We start from the raw sequence: 22,196 nt of genomic DNA, 5'->3' as shown, positions 1-22,196 counted from the left end.
GCAATGGTCGAGTTTGTATAAACGTGCATTTGTAATATATTTCACCTCCTTACTAGTTTAGCTACTTTAATTATAGCCCCATGGGCTACGCCATCAAACGCACACGCCCGCTACCGCGGGCGGTTTTTGGATAATAAAAAACACCCCTGCAAAACGCAGGGGTGTTTTAAATAATCTATTCGAGATATTTAAATGACTGAACCATTTTACTAAATAGCTCTATCTTAGCTTTGTCACCTGTTTCCATTGTAACAACATAGTCCAAGTTGCTTTTCTTGCTAACAATAAATGCAATGACACCCTGTCCATCCTGATACTTATAAGTACCCATTGTTATATCCATAGCATCAATCTGCTTGGTAACTAAATCCTGCATACTAAAATCTCTTTTAGTCTCTGACCAATATTTAGCGCCATGCTCTGTCAACATTTTTGAGTCAAGTACTTCCATGGCTACTTGATAAATCTCTCCTTCTCCTGAATCACTATTAGCCTTCTCTCCAAAAAATACTTTTCTTGGTCCAATCTTAGAGCTAACGGCCGTACTCCATCCATAAGGCATTGTAACAGAATAACCAAGGTCTTTATTTGTATATTCTTTATTATTGTTATCGAAAAAGGCAACTATGTCATTAATTTGCTGACCCGCGTAGTCTTTAACTAAGTCAGTTAAGCTTGAGATTTTCTTTAAAGTATCGTTACCAACAACATAAATAGTGCTAGATAAGTCTCTAATTAAACTTCCTTCCTTATAAGCTTGATCGTTAATAACTTTTCCATTATACAAATTAAGAGTTGCCTCTGGAACATTTTCTATTTTAAAACCACTGTATCGAGCTCGTAGCTGCTTAATGTCTTTAATTTTACTTTTTACTCCATTTTTTACAGCGTAAATAGTTGGATAGCTTTTACCAGTACTTCGAATAAGAGCTTCTCGATTAGCTAAATTTTCTCTCATTATCTTATCTGCCACAACATCAACTGATGAGACATCACTTCCTGTGTTTGACTCTGTTCTTGGTTGAATAGTGCTTTGGGTGGTACTTTCTGTGCTTGTTCTTGGCGTACTAACAATAGCTGAGGCATGATTAGTCGCAAAGAATACTAAAAACCCCGCAATGAAAACATAAAACAGTTTTCTTGTGTTCATATTTTTAATAAATAATGATTAAGAATTAAATTATATTCTTAGTATAGCACACAAAAACACATTTGTCAACGTAAAAACAGCAAATTAGTCCTTTAAACATCTAACCGAAGCTCCAGTAGCTTTATCATAACTAGTTAAATATGCCGCTGAATCATTGCTGGTCATATCTCTTGCAATCGCGTGTGTATTGTCGTCGCCGTCTGTTAATGCAGACCAAAAAACAGCCGCATTATCAGTCGAGACTCCATCATTAAAAAATTGAAGAGCGCCAGCAGAATCATAAAAACCACCCGGCAAAGCATTGAAACCAGAACTATTACAATTAGCTATCGGATCTGTGCCGTTGTCGCAAGACTCTTTTAGCCAATGCGTTAAACCCGCTTCTTTTAATTTACCACCCAAATCATCACCATCACCATCACCACCTTGGCCATTAATTGATAAATAAAAAGTTAAAATAGAAAAATCACTTTCAGAAGGTACGTGCCAACCAACAGGACAGATCCCGCGATGAACTTCTGCTACATCATCAACACAATCGTGATAGATGCCACCATCCTCACAAGTATCATCGTCACAACAAGCAGGCAAAGCCATCACTGTATGCCATTGATACAAAGCTCCATATTCTTGGCAGTTGGCTGCCAAGTTATCAACGCAATACTTGTCTATAATATTTGGCATGACGACATTATTCTGGCCATACGCAACAGGAATCATATAGCCAATTCGTAAATTTTCTTTCATCCAACATTGATCACCAATTTTTACAGTTGGGTAGGAAATACCGCCGTAATAAATTGTTACGCCACAGTCTGTGTCATTACTGTTAGAAATGCCGCGCGGTGTGGCATAAGCCATGCCGCCAATCAAATCTCCGGCCTTCCCGCCTAAACAAAACGATACAACATATGATGTTCCAATTTGCTCATAGGAAAAAGCATTTTGTTCAGGTGAGCAGTTGCCATCATTGGGCGTTGGAGCACTTGGCACAGACGCCATGTAAGTAATTAAACCATCGGGTGACTTTAATGCTTCACCAGAAGTTACAAGAGTAGGGTAGGCGCCGTTTCGATTATAATACATTTCCAATGCTGAGCTTAATTGCTTTACGTCAGCCACTCTTTTTGAATCACGTGATTTAACACGAGAACTATTTAAAGAAATAATTGCCATGGTAGATAAAACTGCAATTATTGATATAACAACCATTAGCTCAACAAAGCTAAAACCTTTTTTATATTTTAGTGATAAGTAATTCATAATATATTACATTATACATTAGATTTACTATTTTTTCACACTAAGCATTCTTAAAAAAAATTAAAACACCCTAAAAAATAGGGTGTTTTAATAAAAGTGGGCACACAAGGATTCGAACCCTGGACCCCCTCGGTGTAAACGAGGTGCTCTAACCAGCTGAGCTATGTGCCCGAAAATAAATTTTAAATCTACATCTCACCTTCCCACTCTTTATAAAAATGTTCAAGATACTTTTCCATAAACTCGTGTCTGGCACTTGCCATCTCACGACCACTAACCGTATTCATTCGATCTTTTAATAATAGCAGCTTTTCATAAAAATGGTTTATAGTTGTTGACTGCTTGCTGCAATAACTTTCCTTACTTTGATTTGCCTCTGCCTCTGTTTCAGGATTATACATTTCTCGCTTCATAAATCCTCCATAGGCAAAGGTTCGTGCAATCCCTAAAGCACCAATCGCATCAAGCCTATCAGCATCTTGTACAATTTTACCTTCAAGTGTTTTTATTCCGTTAGTTGCTGCGGCGCCCTTAAACGATACATTTAAAATAATATCACAAACCTGATCAATAATCTCATGAGATACCTCATAACGTTCGAGCATGGCTTGAGCTTTTTTTGGCCCAACGCTTTCATCACCATCATGAAATTTCCAATCTGCAATATCGTGTAACAATGCGCCGAGTTCCACTACAAACATATTGGCTTTTTCTTTTTCAGCAATGTGTTTAGCAGTATTGTAAACTCGAAGAATATGCCACCAATCATGACCAGAAGCTTCGCCGCTAAATTCAGCTTTAAGCTCTTCTATTATTTTTAAAATAATTTGTTCTTGGTTCATATTCTTTTGTGCGGATAGGGAGACTTGAACTCCCACAGGGTTGCCCCCACAAGCCCCTCAAGCTTGCGTGTCTACCATTTCACCATATCCGCCTGCGCTTCGCTATCGCTCAGCTTCGGCGGACAAGTCCGCTAAACCGACAGGGAAGAGCCTACCCACCGAAGCTTCAGCGTAGGTGGGCAACAAAAGTGGCCGATAACAAATAATAAATTATCTTGTCACCCGCCACTTTTAAATTTCTATTAAACAGTTTTCTTTTCTTTCAAACGCTTATTGTAGCCACGGCGCAAATAATAAAGTTTAGCGCGCTTAACATCAGCCTGTTTCTTGATTTCAATCTTAGCAATTGTTGGCAAAGATAAAGGATAAATCTTTTCTACCCCAACACCATCAGAAATTTTTCTTACTGTAATAGTAGAACCAATTTCTTTACCATGCTTACGGGCAATAATAATTCCTTCGAAGTATTGCAAACGTTCTTTTTCCTCGCCCTTAGGATTAAGTTCTTTAATCTTCTGATAGACTCTAATAGTCATACCTGGCTTGAGATCAATCTTTACATCTTCAAGACTTTTTGTTGTATCGACAGCTTTTTGGGCGACTGCCTTTTTAATTGTTCTGGCCATAAAATAAATTTATATGATGACAAAATTCTATAATAAATGAATGTTTTTGTCAACGCAGCTTACTTACTGATAATTTTATCAATGATTCCGTACTTTTTAGCATCTTCTGGGGTCATAAAACGATCACGATCAGTGTCTTTTTCAACATTAGCCACATCTTTTCCTGTGTGTTTAGACAAAATACGGTTTAATTTATCCTTAATCTGCAAGATATGTTCACTGCGAATCTTAATATCACTGGCCTGACCCTCAAAACCACCCATTACCTGATGGATCATAATCTCTGAGTTGGGTAGGGCAAAGCGCTTTCCTTTAGCTCCTGCAGCCAAAAGGAAGGCTCCCATGGAGGCTGCTGAACCAACGCAAATAGTCGAAACATCGGCTTTAACATATTGCATTGTGTCATAAATGGCTAAACCAGCCGTAACGGAGCCGCCAGGGGTGTTTATATAGAACTTTATGTCCTTATCCTTGCTTTCAGCGTCTAAAAACAAGAACTGGGCGATAATAATATTAGCAACGTGATCAGTAATTGGTTCGCCTAAAAATATGATTCTATCCTTTAAAAGACGAGAATATATATCATAAGCTCGCTCAGACTGACCGCTTTTTTCAATAACTGTTGGTATTAGTGGCATAATAGTAGTTTATTGTTTATCTATGCTAATATAGCAGTAAATTAGAAAAATTTCAAGGCTAACTTTGACAATAACACTTAAATCTGGATAGTATATAATATTGTCTAAATTAAAAATACTCGAGGGGGAAATTTGAATAGAGAAGTGGTTTATAAATTTTCAAGCGGAAATAATTCATCAACAGAAACCTACGTTAAAATTATTGGTGAATTAAGAAACCGACAAAATGACAATATCAAAGATCTAAAAAATTCTTTGATGGAGCTAAAAAAACAAGACAGAAACGCACCTTTAAAAGAGCTTGAGGTTATAAAACATCAATTACGTCTATACCAAGTTGACGATTTAGTAGTTGGTATTTTATTAAAATCTTTTTCCGAACATAATATAGAATATAAAAAAATTAAAGTCGTAGAAAACGATATAAATATTTTTTTGAATTCGAAAATAAAGTTTGTTATTTTTAATACCAGCTCGAATATTCCAGGTCCGATCAAAATATACAAAAATATATTAATTCTGCCTGGAATAATCCCTGAATCCCTATATGAAAAAAACCGGATTCAAGCAGTCTACAATGAGGTTGAAAAGCTTTTTCCCTCAAAGCCTGGAGAAAAATATCAATAAAGGAAAATTTAATTAACAAAAAAAGGGGACTGCTATGCAACCCCTTTTTCTTTTTTTAAAATCTTAGAACCTTCTATCCTTGCTAACAATTGCCGAGAATATTTTTGGTACAACTTCAATTTCTTTTGCTCCGCTAACAGCAATACCACCATCAACTTCAATCTTTATTAAACCGCTTTTAATAAGTAGGTGACGACAAACAAAAGCGGATTGAGAAATATCTTTTTTCAAAATACCTGATTCAGTTTTTAAAATATAAACATTAAGCCGACCATCATCTGCTTTGGGTTGTGAGCCACGATAACCATATTCATCACCCATAACATTAACAACCTCAATGATTACCCTTCCACTAGCCGAAACATTCAATTCATTATCTAAAACTAGTTCTGGATTATTAGCTTCTATCACCGCTCGACAAACAAAAGATTGTCGTTTATCAATTTGACCAACATCCAAATCAACAATTCTTCTTGCAGCTAAAATACGACAAGCACTTTCTAAATTTATTCCAAAAGCATCAGCAATCATGCTTTTACCAATCGGAATAACACCCAAAGGAGTTTTACTACCAGTCATCAAGGCGGCTAATCGGCTAATTAAAATATCACCACCAACTGCAACTAAAGTTTTTGGATGACGCGCCAACTCATCTCGCGCCATATCTTCAAGGCGCGTCATTGGTCCTAAGCGATAAATTTTTCCGCCTATGCCCAAGTCAGTTAATCGAGTTTCTAATTGTTCTAATAATTTTTGATAACGGCGACCCGACAACTCTTGATCATAAACATAAATATTATTCATTGTTGTCCTGATCTAGTTCTTCTTTTTGTTTGCCGTTAGATTTAGAAATTTTTGTTTCTGATCCTAAGATGGAACACTTTCCTTTAATAACTGCACCACGAGCAATAGAAACAAAAGCTGCTTCAATATCACCAAACAAACGAGCTGATGATGTTACTTCCATATAACCATCAATCTTTACGTTGCCTCTAACTTCGCCGCCAATCTTTGCTTCCTTAGCTCCGACATCAGCAATTACTGAAGCGCCCTCCCCCACCTCTAAAAATCCAGCGGTCTTAACAATTCCCTTAACCTCACCTTCTATTACAATTCCTCCCTGGCAAACAAAGTTACCTTCAATTTTAACTGAAGGGCCAATCACGGTTTCTATGCCGTCCTTACCAACTGAAGCATTTTTATTAAACATAGATTTAAATTATAAGTAGTAAATTGATAAGTATATTGTAGCAAACTTATAGCTAAGATTGATACTTATTCATCAATAGTATATTCTAACAAAGAGAGCTAAAAAGCAACAGGCTCCCGTAGTTTAATGGATAAAACAAATCCGTCCTAAGGATAAAATGGGGGTTCGATTCCCTCCGGGAGCACAGATGCAATTATAAATTTCAAGTTTTAAGTTTCAAAATAAGCACAAAAGCCTTGCTATTATTGATTGGTTATTATATTATTGTGAGCGTAGCAAACACAATAATTTAAAATTGCTATCATGGGCCATTAGCTCAGTTGGCTAGAGCGCTTCCATGGCATGGAAGAGGCCAAGGGTTCAAGTCCCTTATGGTCCACTGTTCGACTCGCTTCGCTCGCTCACAGTGTCCCATTTATACTAGACTACGTTTTTTAGCTCAAAAATACTGAGCGAAGGAACTGAGTCGAAGTGTAATTGGTCCACAAAAGTCTAATATATAATAGACTAAAAACTAAAAAATTAGCTTGTTAACAAAGTCCACTATGTCGTGGACATATCGGTACTATTTTGCTAATATTAGCAAAATATTGCTTTGTGGATAAGCTGTGGCTTAATTAAATTTTATGAAGCCGATTCCTACCAAAACACTGCTTTTTTCTTTTGACACTGTCTTAGAGAAAGCAGACATTAGACAGGGTCAGATTGTAGCCGACTTTGGCTGTGGCAAATCTCTTTTTTTCCTATATGCTCTTCTTAGTCTAGTAGGTAAAGAAGGCAGGGTTTACGGAGTTGATGTTTTGCCGGAAGTAATTGAAACCCTAAGTAGAGAAATTCAGTACCACGATCTTCCTGGCATAATTCCAGTATTGGGAAACCTAGATGCTAAGTATGGTGTTCAAATTCCTGACACTCAAATTGATAGGGCTTTTCTTATCAGTACAATTCACCAATCAGCAGATATTATCGGCATGCTTTATGAAAGCTCAAGGCTTATTAAAAAAGGCGGCTTACTAATAATTATCGATTGGGAAAAAGCTGACTCCCCTATTGGTCCACACAATGACAGAAAATTGGACCATTCATCAATTAAAGAGGCGGCAGAAATTGCCAATCTTGAACTAATTGATCACTTCAAGCCAGGATCCTACCATTATGGACTGGTATTTAGAAAAAATTACTAAAATATGAACAATCTTATTTCACTATCCTTTTGGTTTAACTCAAGACCAGAACCAGTTACCATTGTTGGGCAAAAAGTTTTGGCTATTATTGCCATAGTATCCCTAGTCCTATATATAGTTGTAATTCTTAGAGCCTATAGCCATAAACTTGCTATCTATAAATCAAGCATTGATAAGTTACTGCCTTTTTTTATTACAAACATAATTATTACTGTATATATAGTATTTGTTAATTACGAACTAATTCCAGTGCTTAGGGCCAGGCTTTGGTATATAATCTGGTTTATTGTTGTTGCTTTCTGGCTTTTCTTAATCGTCAAAGACTTTTTCAGAAAAACAAAGCGCAGAGAAAGCCTATCCAAAGAGGCTGAATTGAAGAAATATCTACCATAGCATTCATTAAATTAAGACCTTAAAACCCCCTCTTTTGGGGGTTTTGTTTTATCTGGAACATATATGTTTTATGTAGAACAAAATAGTTTGTCACTAGGTCGCCTTGGTGAAAAAATAGCTAAAGATTATCTAATCTCAGGTGGCTACGTTGTTGTAGCAAAAAATGCAAGAATATCTCACATGGAGATTGATCTTATAGTTCAAAAAGACACTGAAATTAGATTCATTGAAGTTAAGACAAGCAAACTAAGGCCAAATATAATAAATATAACTAAACCAGAGGATTACTTATCTCAGAGAAAAATATGCATATTAAAACAAGCTATTTACGAATATTGTTTAATATTAGCCAAAAATGAAAGTAACATTCACTTGGACTTAATAGCTGTAACCATTAATTTCAATAATATGGCTAATATAAGCCATTTCAAGAACGTTATATAACTATTCATTAAAGATATTTAAATCACTTTAAGTCTAATATACTATTGACTTAATTAACTAAATGTGATAAAGTATTGCAACGAAATCCCAAGCTAGCTAGAGTGGGATTTTTTATTTAAAAGAAACACTATGCCTTCTTTATCGAAAAAAGACAAAAAATATTTCTTAATAATAATACTTTTAACTTTGGTTCATAACCTAATTGTTTTTCCTGCTCAAGCAGCCGAGGATTATACTATTGCTACTATTGAGACAAGTAAATCAAAACAATTACTTATTAAAAAGCCTGGAACAAATAACATTTCTCACTTTGAAAAAATTAAAAGCAACAAACAAGAAATTCTTCCTAAGGCAGTTAAAAGTTTTAAACTCGCCAAAGACGATAAGATTAATCAGGATAATGGTAAGGATTTTAAGATTGCTTCACTTGATGACGACGAGGCTTTACCAGACAATAAAGGCCTTAAAATGGTATCTTTAACAGCTTATAACTCAGAAGTTGGGCAAACCGACAGTGATCCGTGCACAACCGCTAACGGCTTTAATCTATGCTCGAACGGAAAAGAGGACTCAGTTGCGGCTAACTTCTTACCCTTTGGAACAAAAATTATGATCCCAGATTTATTTGGTGACAGAGTCTTTGTTGTTAGAGATAGAATGAATAAACGTTTTTCAAATAGAGTTGATGTCTGGATGCTAAAAAGATCTGATGCCTTAAAATTTGGCGTTCGCCACGCACAGATCGTAATTTTGGAAAACTAAAATATTACCAAATTAAAAACAAGACATTGACCTCGGGTTAGTGTCTTGTTTTGTATTTATAAAATTGATATAGTAGGGTAGTTAAATTAATACCTGGTCGCGTCGCCAAGTGGTTTAAGGCAGCAGTTTGCAAAACTGCCATTTCGTGGGTTCGAATCCCACCGTGACCTCTACTATAAAGACATTGCCCATTAGGCAGTGTCTTTTACTATACAAGCACACTTAAGCCTCATATAACTAAACTTAGAACACTAAGCAACTTTAAAACTGTGGATAAGCTGTGTCTTCTGTTGATAAATAATTGATTTAAGTCTAACTAGACATAGACTTAAACTGTTGAAAACTTTTCTTTCAAAATTTTTAGAATAAAAAATATGCTTATATTAAGCAAAATATTATTTATTAAACATCATTGACCGCCTGTCAAATATATGATATACTAATAGTATAGAAAGTTCTTTAAGACATTTAGAAGTTTTGCGAAATGATTTATTTCATATCTCAAAAGTTCTCTTTTTTACTGGGATAAAAAATAGGTGGTGTTGATACACCTAACAAAATAAAAATAAAAAAAGGGCAAGTCTTGCTTCATGTAAGGCAAAACCGTACCCCGCGTAAAAAAGTATGCTTTGGAAGTCAACACAAAGCCGATTCCCTAATTTGAATATACTTATAAAAAGTAAATTCCATAGGGATGAGGCTCATCTACCAGCCCACGAATTAATTTTATATTAAAAGGGGCCCTGATGGGCCTCTTTTTTTATCCAATTTTATTTAATTTTACTTAACAAGTTCTCCTTCAAGAACCTTATCGACCGGTTTCTTGTCATTTCTAAACATATACCATTGCTGAAGTATTGTTAGCAAGGTTGAAATTAACCAATAAAAGGCTAGACCGCTTGGTAGACTCAAACATATAAACACCGTAAAGGCTGGCATGAAGTAAAGCATTTGTTTATTCATTGCTGCCATCATATTTTCATCCTTGGAGGCTGAATTATTTATAGCAGCCGGTTTCATTGGCATCATTTTGGCTTGCACAAACTGAGATGCACCAGCCAATATTGCCATTACTATATTAGGTTTTGAAAAGTTTATAAAACCAAATGAAACTGGGTTCATTACGCCAGGATGGAAAACAAATGAATAAAGCATAGTTGTAGCCTTACCAGATAGCTCATCTCTGAAGACTCTAAAAATTGCCCAGAAAAAGGGTAATTGAATAAGAAGTGGCAAACAAGATGATAGTGGATTTACCTTTTCTTTCTTATACAACTCCATCATTGCCTTACTCAAGCCTTCTTTATCATTTGCATACTGTTTCTTTATTTCTTCTAGTTTTGGCTGCAGACTTTGAAGTGCTTTTTGTCCCTCAAGTGATTTTTTAGACAGAGGATAAAGAATTAGTTTAACAATTAGAGTTAAAACAATAATAGCCAGCCCAATATCATGCCCAGGGATTACGTTATATATTAAGACCAGCAAATTTAAAATTGGCTGATAAAAAATAGTTACAAAAAAGTTACCCATAAAATTTTATTTACAAAACAGGATCATTACCTCCCTTATTCCAAGGATTACATCTTAACAAACGCCACAGGGCCATGATGCCGCCTTTTCTAAGACCATGACGATCAATTGCTTGATAAGCATACTCTGAGCAGCTTGGATAAAAACGACAATAGCCATAAGGGAAAAGTCGCTTTAGCGTTCCATGATCCAAAGAAAATGTTTTTTGATAAAGAAGTAGCAGTTTTAAGGTTACTACCTTGGGAAGAGCTAATAAATATCTTAAATTATTCATGAAAGTCTCCTAGTAATAAAGAATGTAATTTCATTTTTTACTGCTAAAAAGTCGGACCTAGCTGCTTCGGGCAGGGAAACGAAAACAATATCTAAATTCCCACCTAAGCTTGTGTCTAGCGATGCTATGGTTGACCAGGCACGGCGCCTTATTCTGTTTCTAATCACTGCTTTTTTACTAACCTTAGAACTAACCACTACAGCGAATCGGTTTAGGCCAAGAGAATTTTTTAAAAATTTAAGGCGAAACAACTTACCCTGGACTGATCGCCCACTAGCAAAAACGCGCTCAAAATCGCGCTTTAAGCAAAGTCTTCGCGATTTTGGGAGCATATTTAAACGGTTAGTTTTTTTCTACCTTTGGCCTTGCGGCGCTTTATTACCTCGCGACCGTTCTTGGTTTGCATTCTTTTACGAAAACCATGTTTCTTTTTGGCGCGGCGGGCATTTGGTTGATATGTTCGTTTCGGCATATATGTGTAAAATAATATATGTCTAACCTAACATTATTATGCGCTCTCGTCAATTATTAGGGCTGTCCACTACTTATTAACACTTTATAAACAAAGCTAAGGCTTTTAGTTAGCACTCAAGCCTGTTATAATGGGCAATGACTTTATATCAAACAAATTATGGACAATGAACAACTCTGGCAAGCGGTTTTAGGTGAAATTGAGCTAACTCTATCCAAGGCTAGTTTTACAACCTGGTTTAAAAATACCTTTATTGATTCATATGAGGATGAAAGGGTTATTATTTGTGTGCCAAACACCTTTACACAAGCCTGGTTACAAAAAAAATACTATCAAGAAATATTAACAGCTTTCAAAAACATTACTAAAAGCCCAATCAAAGAAATTTCTTATAAAATAGAATCGCGCAGACCAATAAATAACATCTCTGCCCAAGTTAATTCGGCTCTTGGTCCAGAAAAAAAACCAAGCCTACCAAAATCAAATGGAATTAATCGTTTCGGCCTTAATGCCTATTATACTTTTTCAAGTTTTATTGTTGGTAAAGGAAACGAGCTAGCCTATGCTGCTTGCCAAGCAGTAGCCACAAACCCTGGTCGTGCTTATAACCCCTTATTTATTTATGGTGGTGTTGGTTTAGGTAAAACTCACTTACTCCAAGCTATTGGCAATGAACTTTCTAAAAAAACCGAAAAAATACTTTATGTTACATCAGAAAAGTTTTCTAATGATTACATAAATGAAGTAAGATCAGGCCGAGCCAAGCAATTAAAAGAAAAGTACCGTAACGTTGATTTGTTGTTAGTTGACGATGTCCAATTCATGGCTGGTAAAGACGGTACACAGGAAGAATTTTTTCATACCTTTAATGAACTACACCAAACCAATCGACAAATCGTGCTTACTTCTGATCGACCACCAAAGGCCATCCCTGCGCTTGAAAAACGCCTCCTATCGCGTTTTGAGTGGGGGATGATAGCAGATATCACTGCACCTGATTTTGAGACAAAAATAGCCATTCTAAGAAACAAGTGTCATGAAAAGAATTATCCTTTAGGCGACGACATTGTTAACTACCTAGCAGTTAATATAAATAGTAATATTCGTGAATTAGAGGGTGCTTTAACAAGACTAATAACCTATTTTGAGTTCAATAACCTACCAGCCACCCTAGAAGGAACCAAAAACATATTAGCCTCGACCTTAGCTGAATTTAGAGAAACAAATATTACCAATAAAAATATTATCGATGCCGTTTCAAAGTTTTTTGATATTGAGGTAAAAGATATTACAGGGCAAAGCCGTAAAAAAGAACTAGTATTTCCACGCCAAATAACTATGTATTTACTAAGGGAGGAGTTGGGCGCATCTTTTCCATCAATTGGTCATGAATTAGGTGGCCGCGATCACACCACAGCAATTCATGCCTGTAATAAAATAGCTGAAGATTTAAAACACAACCCAAAACTAAAACAACAACTGCTTTCAATTAAACAATTATTACAATAAAAATCTTGTGGAAAAAAAGTTAGTAAGTAGCTGTTTTTAAGTGGATAAAGCTGTGTAACACTTATTAATAAGTTATGAAAAAAATAAAAAAAGAAAAGTTATTCACAAAATAAAAAAGTTTTAGCAAAGTTATTAACAAGTCGATTAACAGCTAAAATAATAAAACACTAACAAAAATCAACAATCCACAGTTTTCACAGCCTTATTACTATTACTAGTATATATAATATATGAAACTTATAAGTCTTCAAAAAAATTTAAAAAATTGTTTATACTCAGTAAACCATATAGCGCAGAAAAACGCTTCTCTGCCTATATTAAATAATATTTTAATAACAGCTCAAGCGGGGGTAATTAATTTAATTACAACTAATTTAGAACTGGGTATTACAACAACATTAAGGGGGAAGATAGATGAGGATGGATCGTTTACGGTAGACGCAAAAACAATTTCTGATTATGTTGCTTTACTTAATAATGAAAAAATTGCAATCTCTTTAGTTGAATCAGAGTTGTTATTAGAGTGTGGTTCTTATAAAACTAAAATTAAGGGTTCTTCAGCCGAAGAGTTTCCCTTAATTCCTAAAATTGAACGCACTGAGTTTGTAAAAATAAATTTAAATGATTTTAAAAAAGCATTATCACAAGTTGCTTTTTCAGTGTCTAGTGATGAGGCGAGAATTGAGTTGTCTGGTGTTTTGTTTTCTTTAGATGACAAAGCTATGACAATTGTCGGAACTGATAGTTATCGCTTAGCTGAAAAGAAAATAGAGATTGAAAATAATTTTAGTCAAAACAGACAATTAATTATCCCCGTAAAAACAGTTCAAGAATTAGCGAGAATAATATCCTCTGATCAAGGTGATGAAGAGGTGGTTAATGAGGTTTTGCTTTATGCGTCTGATAACCAGTGTTTGTTTGTGGTTGGAGGAACAGAGATAGTGTCTCGCTTGATTGACGGTCATTATCCTGATTACCAACAAATAATTCCACAAAAGCAAGTTTGTTCAGCCTCTTTTAGTAAGGATGATGTTATTAGGGCGGTTAAAGCAGCGGCTATTTTTTCACGTGCCGGAGTTAATGATATTAATTTTTCTTTTTCTAAATCAGGTTTAGAAATTTCATCAGCTTCTGGACAAACCGGAGAACATCAAGCCGTGGTTGAGGGAATTGTTACTGGAGCCGATACAAGTATTACTCTTAATTATCGCTATGTACTAGATGGTTTAGCAGCTTTAATTGGAACTAGTTCGGTGTTTTCTATAATTGACGACCAAACACCGTGTATTTTACAAGATGAATCAGATAAAAATTATCGCTATATTATAATGCCAATAAAAAAATAAATTTTATATAAAAAAAGACCCCGAAGACCGGGGTCTTTTTTGTTTTATTATTTTATTGAGTGGCGGCAGTACCTGTGATACTCATTGTTGTCGGAGAGCTGCTAATAGTTTGATTTTGCCACGTAAAAGCTTCGGCATAAATAGTGTAGCTACCATTAGCTGGCGCTGTTGACCAAGTTGTTTCAATTGTAGTTTGAGAAGATACTTTCAATGGTCCGATTATGCTAGTTGTTTTATCTGGATTAGTTATTTTAAACTGTATGCGGCCAACTAGCTTTGGGTTAGAAATATTGGCGCGTAGTAATAATGGAAAACTTGCGGCAGCAATACTTTGTCCTTCACTTGGACTACCTAAAGAAACGCCAGCTGATTCGTTGGTCGCTTTTTTACCAGCCTTAAAATTAAAGTTAATTTTTTGCTCAGAGCAGTTATCAATATCATCACAAACACGGGTTGTTAGTTCGTAATAGCCGTTAGATAAAAAATCAATTGATGAATCTAGACTAAATGGATAAGTGGCGTTGCTCTCTAATAAACTACCATTGATGTAGTATTCAGCTCGGGCGACGCCGCGTGGCGCAGAGGCCTGTATTTTGACACTGAGACGACCTGTAGTGACTGACTGTCCTTCGCTTAAGCCCGATAAAGAAAAGACTGGAATATTTTCAGGAATATGTAAATTATCTTTTTCGGTTGGGGCGGCGCTAGTTTCAATTTTATTTTTCTTTGCCCAAGCTTGAACGCGGCTTTCCCAGAGGTTGAATTGTGGATCAGCGGCAGGATTTTTTGGAGCCGGTCCTAGTGGATTATTTTTATCAACGTAATATAGAATGTCATGTGGATCTTGAAAACTACGCTCCTCAATAAAGCTAGCTGGAGTATATTCGGTTGCTAAAAGACCAGAGGCTTTATCAATTTTAATTTTTGTTCCATTTCCAGTTTTTCCGTCAATCACATCTTTGCCTGATATTGGAATATTTGGTGCAGTGAAATTTTCTATATTATCATTGCCTAAAACTCGTCGCATATACTCGTTCCAAATAGGAGCAGCCACCACACTACCATCAGCTCCGGCTTTCATTTCAGTGTTATTATTATTACCAACCCAAACACCAGTTACCAAGGATGGTGTGTAGCCAATCGTCCAAGCGTCGCGGTTGTTGTTGGTTGTACCAGTTTTAGCAGCTACTGGCCTATTGCCAAGGGTTAAGAAGTTTCTAGAACCAAAAATATAAGCACGTTCATTGTTGTCTGATAAGCAGAAGCTTATTTCACGAGCAATATTTTGATCCCAAACCCGGCGCTCATCACCCTTATACTCTTCAATAACTTTTCCGCTACGGTCTTCAATTTTTAAAATAAAACTTGGATCATGCATTAGCCCATCGCGGGCAAAAGCGCTGTAAGCATTGGTGTGTTCAAGTAAAGTAACTTCTCCACCACCTAAAACCAATGATAAGCCTAAGCGATCCTTATCACCTAAGGTTGTATAGCCTAGCTTTTTTGCGTTTTCTAATGTTCTATCAAGTCCAGCTAAATAAAGAGTTTTCACGGCTGGTGTGTTTAGCGAGCCACTAAGAGCCTTTTTCATGCTAACAGGACCATATTCTTTATTGTTGTAGTTGCGTGGCTCATAAGCTGTTCCGTTGGTTGAGAAGTTGGTAACTACGTCATAGAGAATTGTGTTTGGTGTGTAGCCTAGTGTAAAAGCCGTAGCATAAGCGATTGGCTTAAATGATGAGCCAGGTTGTCTTGCTTTAAGGGCAACGTTAACTTGACCATCGATTGAATCATCAAAATAATCACGCGAACCAACCATAGCCAGAACTTGTCCAGTTTTTGGATCAATTGAAACCAGGGCCGCATTACGCGCTAAAAACTTTTTATCATTTTGTTCAGCCTTATCTTTTACAACTTCTTCAGCAATTTGTTGTTTGTAAGTATCAAGTGTGGTGTAGATTTTTAAACCACCCTGTTCAACCATTTTCTCTCCATATTTTTCAGCCAACATTTCTTTAATATGCATAACAAAATGGGGTGCCATCATACTATCTGTCGGATTTTTGAAAACAACCTTTGTTTCTTTGGCTTTTGCTCCCTCATCTTTTGTTATCATTTTCTGATCAACCATTAAATCAATTACATATTGTTGGCGAGCAATTAAAGTATCTTTGTTTGGACCGTAAGGCGAATAACGAGAGGGGCTTTGTACAATCGCAGCCAAAACAGCAGACTCAGGTAATGTTATGTCTTGAACATGCTTACCAAAATATTTTAAGCTAGCTGCTTCAACACCGTAGGCATTTGAGCCATAGGGTATTTCATTAAAATACATCTGTAAAATTTCATCTTTAGAGAAGTTTTTTTCTAAACGGTAGGCTAAAATTACTTCTTTAAGTTTTCTGATGTAAGATTTTTCAGAAGTTAAAACAGCATTTTTAATAAATTGTTGTGTTAGAGTTGAACCGCCGGTTGTTTTGTTAGTTAATAGGTTGGTGATTGCACTTCTAAAAATTGACCACAAGCTAAAACCCTTATGGGTATAAAAGTTTTTGTCTTCAATGGCGATTGTGGCGTCGCGCAGGTGTTGTGGAATTTTGTCTAGCGTAACCAAAGTTCTTTTTTCGTTTCCACTGATTTCATAGAGAATTGTTTCGCCAGTGCGGTCATATATTTTTGTGCTTTCTGGTATTTCACGAGAAATTAGTTTATTTGGATCTGGTAGTCCGTAAGATGCCCAGATAAAAACCCCGGCGACAACAACAAGTAAGCCAATTATTCCGTAACGAATAAACTTCTTTACTTGAGGCATAGAGAAAAATTCTTGCCAAGAAAAATTATTTTCTTTACCTTGGCGCCAATTGGTTCTTGGTTTTACTTTGCGTTTATCTTCTCTCCAGTATTGCGGAGGACGACGAACAAAACGAGGATTAGTCATTTTTTTAATCTAGTATTTATTCTTCTATTATAACACAGAGCTATTTTACTGTGTTATTTAGTCTTTGTCTTAGTTCTAGTAGGCGTTTTATGAAATCAACTGAGTCTGACATGAGCTTTACCTTGCTTTGTCGTTTACCTAGTCTTGTTTCGTGCCAATTAACAGGTACCTCAGCCACTCTTAATTTTAGTTTATTTGCCCAAACAATTAACTCTGTATCAAAAAACCAACCACTATCATTGGCTTTTTCAGCTAGTTTAACAAAAGCTGCCTTGCTCACGGCTTTAAAACCGCACTGCAGGTCCTTTTGTTTGTGCCCTAGTATTAGTCTGGCTAATAAATTGTAAGTTCTCGAGGAAAGCTCCCTAAGAGCAGATCTTTCAATGCTTGATTGTTTGTCATAGCGATTACCAATTACTAGGTCAGCCTCAGCTTTAATTAGGGGGTATAATAATTTAGGCAAAGCGTCAAGCTCAACCGCTAGGTCGCTATCCATATAACAAAAAATATCAGCCTCGCTTTGTAGCCAGTATTTTTTTAATGCCTTACCGCGACCCGGCTCAGAGAATATAACGGCTTTGATTTTTTTATCTAAATTAGTTATCTCTTTGGCTAGCTGTGGAGAGTTGTCATTGGATCCATTGATAATCAAGATAATTGACCAATCAACATTGTTTAAGTTTCTTTTGCAAAAATCTAATACCTGTTTAGTACTGGTTTCTAGAATTAGTGATTCATTGTAGGCTGGTATGCAAATATCGCAGCGCATATTATTTTTTTATTAGAATATCTATTTTCCCAAGATAGTCTACTTTTTTATAGTTATCTTTAAAGAAATTATCTAATGAATTATTTTTATCATAGGAAAATTTCTCAACAGCACTATAGCTCAGAACAAGGCAGTTTGGCGGGTTGTTTTTAAAAATGTTATAAGCAGTATTAAACTGCTCTTCTGTCTGTTGTTTTGTAATAAGAAAGCTGAAAGGCGTAAGGTTTAAAGATCTGCTCTCAAAATATATTCCTGGCATAAATGGACCAGCGTAAATTTTTAAATCTTGCGGACAGTTGTCTTTTATTACCTTAATAATATTCCGTGCGCCTAGGTTGTCAAATGGTGGCCAAATAAAACGACTTATTATGGCAATCGTCAATATTGTGAAAATCAATAATTTTTCTTTAGGTTTTTTAATAGCCGATTCAAAGATTAAGGCAATGATTGGCAAGAAGACAACTAATGATTGTAAGACATGTTCTATGTCAGCGCGACTTAGGCTAGTTATTAATAATATCAAACTTAAACAGGATAAAAATAGGAAAATATTTTTTTGTTGTTTATTAGTTGTTGGCCAAACAGTAAATATTATTGATCCACAGATAGCTAAACAAAGCAACCAAAAATTCAAAGGTAGGAAGTTGGTTGCAGGATAGTTTATTAAAGGGAATAGTATTAAATTGTTGTACAAAATAAGCGGCGACCAAAATATAAACAAAGCTAGCAGTGGAAGAACCAAGGGAACTGCAAAATAAATAAGGTCAATTATTTTTAATTTATTTTTAAGTTTTAAATAACCTAAATAAACTATAAAAAACCCGGCGACGATTATACCTTTGTGTTGAGTAAATAAAATTGCCAGGCTAGAAAAAAGACCAGCTAAAAATAAAAAATATTTTTTATTTTCTATGCCAAGGATTAAACAGTAAGATGCCCAGATAATGGCTGCGATATTAAAATTATTGTGATTAATTAATGGCCAAAAAGAAGAGCTAATTAAAAATAGAGCTGGCGCTAAAAATATCCAGCGCTTAATTTCTAGTTTTTTACTAATAAAATAAAGACCAACCATTGATGAAAGACTTATTAAATAGCTTAAAAAAGCGGCGCTTAAGTAGCTGGGACCACTTAATTTCCACCACCAGGCAAGTAAATATGCCGAGCCAGGGGCATAGAATTCAAAGGAATCAAGATAAAGCTTTTTGCCGTTGATAATGTTCCAGGCTGCATTTAGAATTATGCCTTCGTCACTATCAACTAAGTGAGACGAGTGCGTTAAAAATAAAGCTAAGGCTAAAAATAACCATGGCCAAGATTTTTTTATTGTTTTGTAAAGTGATTTATTTTCTAACATAAACTGTGGCAACTTTATCACTATAAACCGCTTTCCAGTCAGCTGAATTTTTTAAATATTCGATCAGCGGATTTTTTCTTTCCCGATTGTCTTTCTCGCCGGTTATTAGTTGCTCAAACCAATCAACACTGGAGGGTGCCTCGGTGCTTTTAAATAGAACCAGATTAATTACATACTCATTAAACTTTTCTTTTGTTTGGTTGTTTTGGAAAAAGCTACTATATTCTTCAAGCATGGTGTGCTTATTAAAACTGTATTGAGGTAAGCGTCCATCAATAAAAATCTTTTTTTCTGGCCAAACCCCAATTAAATATCCACCCCAACTATAATCATTAAAAATTTTTAAGTCGCCGTAGTGTGGACTATTTTTCAAAAATTGAACGGCGCCGCAAGGATATCTATCGCAATAATTTGTAAAAGGCTTACTCGTGAAGTCAGTTTGTAGACCCAAAACAAGGGCGATTAATAAAGTGCAAAATATTGCTAAGTAGCTTATAAATTTTCCGTAAAATATTTTTGTATTTTCTAATGTCAGTTTAATTATGTTGGGTGCTAAAAATATTAAAGAGGCAGCCGCCCATAAAGGAAAGTGCCTAACTGATCTCGAGGCCATTAGCAAAAGACCAAGTGATAAAACTAATTTCCATAAAGATAAATATTTTTTTGTATAAGTCCTGGTCGCGATAACTAGGATTACGATAATTTGAGCGTAAATTATTTGAAAATATGCGAAGGGAATACTGTAAGGCGTGCGCCACTCCTCGATATGAGAAAGATAATAGCGATTAGTGCCGTACTCGCTTAAGAATGAATAGAGTTCGAGTCTATAAGGAGTACAAAGGGTTGCGGCAAGTGAAATCAAGACAATACCAGCGAGTTTGATTAGATCTTTATTGCTTAGCGCCTGTTCATTGAAATAATTTTTTATGCCTGGTATAAGCTTTAAAATTATTTCATAAATAAGCCAGCCTAAAATTGTTGCTAGTCCAAAAAGAAAGCTACCATGTAAACAAGCCCATAAAAAAATAAGTGGCGGTAGCCAATAAGCCAGTTTGATATTTTGTTTTCTGCGGCAACTATCAATAATAATGAAAAGTAAAATTGTAAAAACAAAACCAATCTCCTGAAGTCTCACACCGAAGTGTGGCAAGCAGGCAATAAGGGCAAGTAACTCAAGCGCCGCAAAAATAGATCTATGTGCTTTGCTTTTTAGATAGTTAGTAAAAAGATATTTATTTAAAAGTATAAAACCGAGCAGTGGAAGTAGGATAAAGAATAGGCTAACGGCTGTGTAGCCGCCAATCTGCCAGAGGCCATAAGTTATTAGATTGCTTAGCCATTCATGGTCCACCCAGTTTTTATTTGGCAAAGACCACATATAGATCTGGTCGTGCGGCACTGATAGACTTTGAGCAATGTTCTCGCCAACTCTAAGGTGCCAACCAAAATCAGGATCAAGGTAACCAAAACTATTAACACTTAAAATTAAGGCTAGGGCCAGGTAAAATATTAACCAAGCCAGCCTAGGGCCTATCTTGGACAAAAACATAAATTGATTTGCTTAAAAACCTTGTCTTAGTTTCTATAAATATGTTATCATAGTAGTAACATCTTTATAAGATAAAGATATTATTCTTAATAGAGAGGGGGTGACATATGAAGAAAAATTTGTTGGCATTTATTTTAGCTCTTAATTTGTTGGCGGTTCCGGCTTTAGCCTTCTCAGTGTCACCGGCTAAGGCAGCTAACCTCAATCTTTGGGGCGAAAATTATAACGCGAATGATTTCCAGGCCGAAACCGGTCTTGGTCAACGTGATCCTCGCGACATCGTCGCCAGAGTTATCCGTATCATTCTAGGTTTCTTAGGTATCGTAGCCGTCATTATTATTCTCTTGGGAGGATTTAAGTGGATGACCGCCGCTGGTAACGAAGATAAGGTTGCAGAAGCGCGCAAATTGATTATCTCCGGTGTTATTGGTTTAGTCATTATTATGGCTGCCTTTGGTATCGCACAGTTCGTAATCAATGGTTTGATGCAAGCAACTAATAACTAGTTGTATTTACCTGGGCCCGAATTTTCGGGCCCGTTTCTTTGGAGCTAAAATAGTTTTGGCTTTAAAGAAACGATTTATGCTTAAAATATTTTTACGAATTAGTATTTTCCTTGGGGCCTTGTTTAATGCCGCCAATGTTTTTGCTATTACTCCCGAAGAGACCGGCCTGAGTGCTGCTAAGGGCAAGCTACCGAGCGGCGTAGATATTCCAACCCTTATTGGTGGTGTTTTGGGTAAGGTATTGGGCTTTACTGGGACTATCTTTTTTGTACTTGTGGTTTATGCAGGGTTGATGTGGATGACATCGGCTGGTAATGAAGAATCAGTTGCTAAAGCAAAAAAAATATTAATTGCTGCTATCATTGGTTTGATAATTGTTATGTCAGCCTACGCGATTACCACATTTATTGGTACTTCAATCGGCTAATACTATGAAACGTTTAGCTTTTTTATTTTTGTTTTTAGCGGTATTAGTAGTGCCTAATTTTGTTAGCGCTGTTGACTTAGGTGGACTTGATACAACTGCTACTAAGGCGGGGGTAAAAAATAATTTAGACAGTCCCGATGCTATTGCTGGTCAAATTATTGGTCAAATTATTTCTTTAGTCGGTATTATCTTTTTTTGTTTAGCTTTGTATGCCGGCGCTTTGTGGATGAGTGCCGCTGGCGATGAAAAAAAGATTGAACTAGCTAAGCAAATTATTTTAGCTGCTGTGATTGGTCTAATTATTGTAGCCTCAGCTTACGCCATTACTAATTTTGTTGGGCAATCAATTCAAGGTCCAGTTACCGCGCCTAGTACTTAAT

Annotated in this window: 24 protein-coding genes and 5 tRNA genes; 13 read left to right on the top strand and 16 right to left on the bottom strand. The window is 35.9% G+C overall.

Translation table 11 applies throughout. The features are described from left to right. Nucleotides 1–175: 175 nt before the first annotated feature. From NTY12_05010 to clpP, 7 genes are all read right to left on the bottom strand, one after another. Entirely contained in the window at nucleotides 176–1,150 is a 975-nt protein-coding gene (locus NTY12_05010) for a hypothetical protein (GenBank protein MCX6793347.1), read from the bottom strand. Between the two features lie 84 nt (nucleotides 1,151–1,234). Then, on the bottom strand, nucleotides 1,235–2,413 hold the full coding sequence (locus NTY12_05005) for a prepilin-type N-terminal cleavage/methylation domain-containing protein (GenBank protein MCX6793346.1): 1,179 nt from the start codon (nucleotides 2,411–2,413) through the stop codon (nucleotides 1,235–1,237). 97 nt (nucleotides 2,414–2,510) lie between these two features. Beyond that, a tRNA-Val gene (locus NTY12_05000) sits at nucleotides 2,511–2,584 on the bottom strand. A gap of 17 nt (nucleotides 2,585–2,601) precedes the next feature. Then, nucleotides 2,602–3,255, bottom strand: a complete 654-nt coding sequence (locus tag NTY12_04995) for an HD domain-containing protein (GenBank protein ID MCX6793345.1) — start codon at nucleotides 3,253–3,255, stop codon at nucleotides 2,602–2,604. 9 nt (nucleotides 3,256–3,264) lie between these two features. Continuing rightward, nucleotides 3,265–3,347, bottom strand: a tRNA-Leu gene (locus NTY12_04990). A 150-nt stretch (nucleotides 3,348–3,497) separates the two neighbouring features. Beyond that, nucleotides 3,498–3,881, bottom strand: coding sequence for a 50S ribosomal protein L19 (rplS, locus tag NTY12_04985; GenBank protein MCX6793344.1), 384 nt, complete (start codon nucleotides 3,879–3,881; stop codon nucleotides 3,498–3,500). Nucleotides 3,882–3,940: 59 nt separating this feature from the next. Further along, on the bottom strand, nucleotides 3,941–4,519 hold the full coding sequence (gene clpP / locus NTY12_04980) for an ATP-dependent Clp endopeptidase proteolytic subunit ClpP (GenBank protein ID MCX6793343.1): 579 nt from the start codon (nucleotides 4,517–4,519) through the stop codon (nucleotides 3,941–3,943). Between the two features lie 132 nt (nucleotides 4,520–4,651). Between clpP and NTY12_04975 the strand changes: the two genes are divergently transcribed. After that, entirely contained in the window at nucleotides 4,652–5,146 is a 495-nt protein-coding gene (locus NTY12_04975) for a hypothetical protein (GenBank protein MCX6793342.1), read from the top strand. Between the two features lie 63 nt (nucleotides 5,147–5,209). On the opposite strand, the gene NTY12_04970 is transcribed toward NTY12_04975, so the two are convergent. Beyond that, nucleotides 5,210–5,950 carry a diacylglycerol kinase family protein gene (locus NTY12_04970; protein MCX6793341.1) on the bottom strand — a complete coding sequence of 247 codons (741 nt, stop codon included), beginning with the start codon at nucleotides 5,948–5,950 and terminating at the stop codon, nucleotides 5,210–5,212. Continuing rightward, on the bottom strand, nucleotides 5,943–6,356 hold the full coding sequence (locus tag NTY12_04965; GenBank protein ID MCX6793340.1) for a polymer-forming cytoskeletal protein: 414 nt from the start codon (nucleotides 6,354–6,356) through the stop codon (nucleotides 5,943–5,945). Before NTY12_04965 ends, NTY12_04970 begins: the two co-directional genes overlap by 8 nt. Nucleotides 6,357–6,468: 112 nt before the next feature. On the opposite strand from NTY12_04965, the gene NTY12_04960 reads away from it, so the two are divergent. The 7 genes from NTY12_04960 (at nucleotide 6,469) to NTY12_04930 (ending at nucleotide 9,309) form a co-directional block, all read left to right on the top strand. Beyond that, nucleotides 6,469–6,540: transfer RNA gene (locus tag NTY12_04960), tRNA-Arg, on the top strand. A 121-nt stretch (nucleotides 6,541–6,661) separates the two neighbouring features. Further along, nucleotides 6,662–6,735, top strand: a tRNA-Ala gene (locus NTY12_04955). Between the two features lie 247 nt (nucleotides 6,736–6,982). Continuing rightward, on the top strand, nucleotides 6,983–7,540 hold the full coding sequence (locus NTY12_04950) for a methyltransferase domain-containing protein (GenBank protein MCX6793339.1): 558 nt from the start codon (nucleotides 6,983–6,985) through the stop codon (nucleotides 7,538–7,540). 3 nt (nucleotides 7,541–7,543) lie between these two features. Next, complete coding sequence (locus tag NTY12_04945) at nucleotides 7,544–7,933, top strand: hypothetical protein (GenBank protein MCX6793338.1); 390 nt, start codon at nucleotides 7,544–7,546, stop codon at nucleotides 7,931–7,933. A gap of 63 nt (nucleotides 7,934–7,996) precedes the next feature. Next, complete coding sequence (locus NTY12_04940; protein ID MCX6793337.1) at nucleotides 7,997–8,377, top strand: YraN family protein; 381 nt, start codon at nucleotides 7,997–7,999, stop codon at nucleotides 8,375–8,377. A 129-nt stretch (nucleotides 8,378–8,506) separates the two neighbouring features. Next, nucleotides 8,507–9,139 carry a hypothetical protein gene (locus NTY12_04935; protein ID MCX6793336.1) on the top strand — a complete coding sequence of 211 codons (633 nt, stop codon included), beginning with the start codon at nucleotides 8,507–8,509 and terminating at the stop codon, nucleotides 9,137–9,139. Nucleotides 9,140–9,234: 95 nt separating this feature from the next. Beyond that, a tRNA-Cys gene (locus NTY12_04930) sits at nucleotides 9,235–9,309 on the top strand. A gap of 610 nt (nucleotides 9,310–9,919) precedes the next feature. Here the strand turns inward: NTY12_04930 and NTY12_04925 are convergent. The 3 genes from NTY12_04925 to rpmH all read right to left on the bottom strand — a co-directional run bounded on the left by NTY12_04925 (nucleotide 9,920) and on the right by rpmH (nucleotide 11,415). After that, a complete protein-coding gene (locus NTY12_04925) occupies nucleotides 9,920–10,669 on the bottom strand; it encodes a YidC/Oxa1 family membrane protein insertase (GenBank protein MCX6793335.1) in 750 nt (249 codons plus the stop codon). A 10-nt stretch (nucleotides 10,670–10,679) separates the two neighbouring features. Continuing rightward, on the bottom strand, nucleotides 10,680–10,943 hold the full coding sequence (gene yidD, locus NTY12_04920) for a membrane protein insertion efficiency factor YidD (GenBank protein MCX6793334.1): 264 nt from the start codon (nucleotides 10,941–10,943) through the stop codon (nucleotides 10,680–10,682). A gap of 334 nt (nucleotides 10,944–11,277) precedes the next feature. Next, complete coding sequence (rpmH, locus tag NTY12_04915) at nucleotides 11,278–11,415, bottom strand: 50S ribosomal protein L34 (GenBank protein MCX6793333.1); 138 nt, start codon at nucleotides 11,413–11,415, stop codon at nucleotides 11,278–11,280. Nucleotides 11,416–11,574: 159 nt separating this feature from the next. Between rpmH and dnaA the strand changes: the two genes are divergently transcribed. Both dnaA and dnaN read left to right on the top strand, forming a co-directional pair. Continuing rightward, nucleotides 11,575–12,924 carry a chromosomal replication initiator protein DnaA gene (gene dnaA / locus NTY12_04910; GenBank protein ID MCX6793332.1) on the top strand — a complete coding sequence of 450 codons (1,350 nt, stop codon included), beginning with the start codon at nucleotides 11,575–11,577 and terminating at the stop codon, nucleotides 12,922–12,924. 230 nt (nucleotides 12,925–13,154) lie between these two features. Further along, nucleotides 13,155–14,270, top strand: coding sequence for a DNA polymerase III subunit beta (gene dnaN / locus NTY12_04905; protein MCX6793331.1), 1,116 nt, complete (start codon nucleotides 13,155–13,157; stop codon nucleotides 14,268–14,270). A gap of 52 nt (nucleotides 14,271–14,322) precedes the next feature. Here dnaN and NTY12_04900 read toward each other — a convergent pair whose 3' ends face one another. Genes NTY12_04900 through NTY12_04885 form a run of 4 tightly spaced genes read right to left on the bottom strand, consistent with a single transcriptional unit; the run spans nucleotide 14,323 to nucleotide 20,883 of the window. Then, on the bottom strand, nucleotides 14,323–17,208 hold the full coding sequence (locus NTY12_04900; GenBank protein MCX6793330.1) for a PBP1A family penicillin-binding protein: 2,886 nt from the start codon (nucleotides 17,206–17,208) through the stop codon (nucleotides 14,323–14,325). Nucleotides 17,209–17,248: 40 nt separating this feature from the next. Next, nucleotides 17,249–17,977 (bottom strand): glycosyltransferase, encoded by a 729-nt coding sequence (locus tag NTY12_04895; GenBank protein ID MCX6793329.1) that lies wholly within the window; start codon nucleotides 17,975–17,977, stop codon nucleotides 17,249–17,251. Between the two features lies 1 nt (nucleotide 17,978). Beyond that, nucleotides 17,979–19,334: a hypothetical protein gene (locus NTY12_04890; protein ID MCX6793328.1), complete on the bottom strand. Its 1,356-nt coding sequence runs from the start codon at nucleotides 19,332–19,334 to the stop codon at nucleotides 17,979–17,981. Next, nucleotides 19,321–20,883 carry a hypothetical protein gene (locus NTY12_04885; GenBank protein MCX6793327.1) on the bottom strand — a complete coding sequence of 521 codons (1,563 nt, stop codon included), beginning with the start codon at nucleotides 20,881–20,883 and terminating at the stop codon, nucleotides 19,321–19,323. The genes NTY12_04890 and NTY12_04885 overlap by 14 nt, the downstream gene beginning before the upstream one ends. Nucleotides 20,884–20,990: 107 nt before the next feature. On the opposite strand from NTY12_04885, the gene NTY12_04880 reads away from it, so the two are divergent. From NTY12_04880 to NTY12_04870, 3 genes are all read left to right on the top strand, one after another. After that, nucleotides 20,991–21,389, top strand: coding sequence for a pilin (locus NTY12_04880; protein MCX6793326.1), 399 nt, complete (start codon nucleotides 20,991–20,993; stop codon nucleotides 21,387–21,389). A 76-nt stretch (nucleotides 21,390–21,465) separates the two neighbouring features. Further along, nucleotides 21,466–21,816 (top strand): hypothetical protein, encoded by a 351-nt coding sequence (locus NTY12_04875; protein ID MCX6793325.1) that lies wholly within the window; start codon nucleotides 21,466–21,468, stop codon nucleotides 21,814–21,816. Between the two features lie 4 nt (nucleotides 21,817–21,820). Beyond that, entirely contained in the window at nucleotides 21,821–22,195 is a 375-nt protein-coding gene (locus tag NTY12_04870; GenBank protein ID MCX6793324.1) for a hypothetical protein, read from the top strand. The last annotated feature ends 1 nt before the right edge of the window (nucleotide 22,196 follow it).

This window comes from Candidatus Falkowbacteria bacterium, from assembly GCA_026396835.1.
Classification (GTDB): Bacteria; Patescibacteriota; Patescibacteriia; order Patescibacteriales; family Patescibacteriaceae; genus Patescibacterium.
The sequence above is the reverse complement of the archived record's forward strand: the minus strand, read 5'-3'. Positions and strand labels throughout refer to the sequence as shown.